1 protein-coding gene is annotated in these 1,942 nt (G+C 54.2%); it reads right to left on the reverse strand.

From position 1 onward, the window contains the following. Window positions 1–768: 768 nt before the first annotated feature. Entirely contained in the window at window positions 769–1,617 is an 849-nt protein-coding gene (locus tag ACH107_RS32370) for a hypothetical protein (RefSeq protein WP_412509712.1), read from the reverse strand. Window positions 1,618–1,942 lie beyond the last annotated feature (325 nt).

Genomic DNA, 1,942 nt, shown 5'->3' on the forward strand with positions numbered 1-1,942 from the left:
AGGGCCGAGCAAAAAGCCCTTGAACCCGAAGCCGTCACGGGGATTAAGATGGCGGCCTAACCAGCGCAACGCGCTGTCTCAGAACCGTGCCCCGGTACACAGCAGGCCGATCTGAAGGGTGCCCGCGGAAAAATATTCCACTTCGATGTTCAGCGTCCGCGTGCGCCCCTTCGCTATTGACACCTTGAGGACGGACGGCGTGACCGAGAAATTTTGCGCTGCAGCCCGTGTCGGGACGCTGGCAAGAAGGGTCAGGACCAGAACGGTGAAAAAGGTGCGCAGAGTGCTACACAGAACTTTTTTCATACTATCACACGTATTGTCGTTGTTATCACTGACTCAGTCGCTTCCATAAAAATTTGCGCTGGTGTGGGAGAACGATGTCCCGGAGTATTTGTCGTGTGTGTCATCGTATACCAATTGCCGCATTTACTCGGCAGTAACTCCCGCGCACAAGCCAGTCAAACGGTCCCGATTTCAGTCAGTTATGAACCACTGCGGCAGGGGCCTGGCCTGCTCCATGACAGGCGCGGCGGAGGTGGACCATACAAGCGCGCTGGTAGCCAATAATGTTCTTTAAAGTGTCGTTACTGTGCCGACCTTTCGTCCGGTTGCCACGTGAGAGCGAAGTGGCGCGTCGAGCGTTGCATCGGATCGAGCCCTACCGCCTTGAGCGCATTGTTGGCACCGCGCCTCGGAACAAGAGGGCGCACTGCGCCCTCTTCAAATTCTATACCCCCGCATTGAACACGGAGGGCGTGGCATATTTTATTGCCCGTCGTAGTAGTCGGCGCCTTCGTTGCTGAACGCCGCACTGGCATAGGCGTCATTTTCATTTTCGTACGTGTAAGTGTTCAGCGTGCCTGCCGCGATCAGGATGTCGTTGTCGTACTGACCGGCCGGCGCATCACCGGCATTGATTGCCGACCCGTCAGCAAAGACGATCGATCCGTTTTCGCCAAAGGCAAGCACATCAAGCGTGTACTCACGGGAGAAAGTGGAGGCGATATCGTTCTTGACCGTCACGACGGCCGCATCTACCCCGGTCTCGGAGGAGTCATCACAGGCGACAGACACACCGCTGGATAGCGTCTGGCTCACATCATCGAGGCTATCACCGGCCGATGCGCTGAAGATCTGACTGTCACCAACCTTTAGGACGATGCTGCCGCCGATGACATCTGCTTCGCCTGCAACGCTGCCAGCGCCTTCAGCATTAAACACGGGGACGCACGTACCGTTGACCGAGATGGCGTCATACCAGACCTGGACTTCATGGTCCGCGTTCGATGCAATCCGGAAATTACGGCTGAAGGTTTCGTTGCCAACATTACCGCTGTCGTTCATGGACATGGTGACCGACGAAAACCCATCGGAGTTGTTGGTCAGTTCGGCGTTCAAATACGCATCGACGCGAACTTCGGACGTCGCGGTCTGATCGTGCTTGTTGGATCCGTAGTCGGGGTTCGCATGCCCTTCGCCGTTGGCCGGATCGCTATCGCTACAGCCTGCTGCATTGCCATTAGAATTTGCGCATCCGTTGTCCGACGCGTCAGCGAGAGCCGATGTTGCCAAAATTGCGCCGCTCATTGCGACATACAGAGATAATCTCGTCATGGTGTATCCTAGTTTCAAGTTTCTACTCCCGTTTATATACCCTTAACTTAAGGATAATCTCGTCATGGTGTATCCTAGTTTTAAGTTTCTACTCCCGTTTATATACCCGTAACTTAAGATTTACTATCTATCTTTAGGGTATTTTGTCCCAAAACTTTTAGCGGTCAGGGCATTCGTGATGTTTCCATGTCAGCTGACCTGCCCCCAAAAAACCGGGCCGTTTAAACCGACATTCCCCAACCCGTATTCGTCGATCATCCACTGGTAATAGGACGTGAAGCCGTTGTCCCCGATAAGCAGCGTCAAATCCGCAAGGTCATCGAAG

It is taken from the genome of Roseovarius halophilus (ex Wu et al. 2025) (assembly GCF_047086965.1).

Coding starts and splice junctions, on each gene's coding strand:
- ACH107_RS32370 (WP_412509712.1), bottom strand. CDS start 1,617: ATGACGAGATTATCTCTGTATGTCGCAATGAGCGGCGCAATTTTGGCA.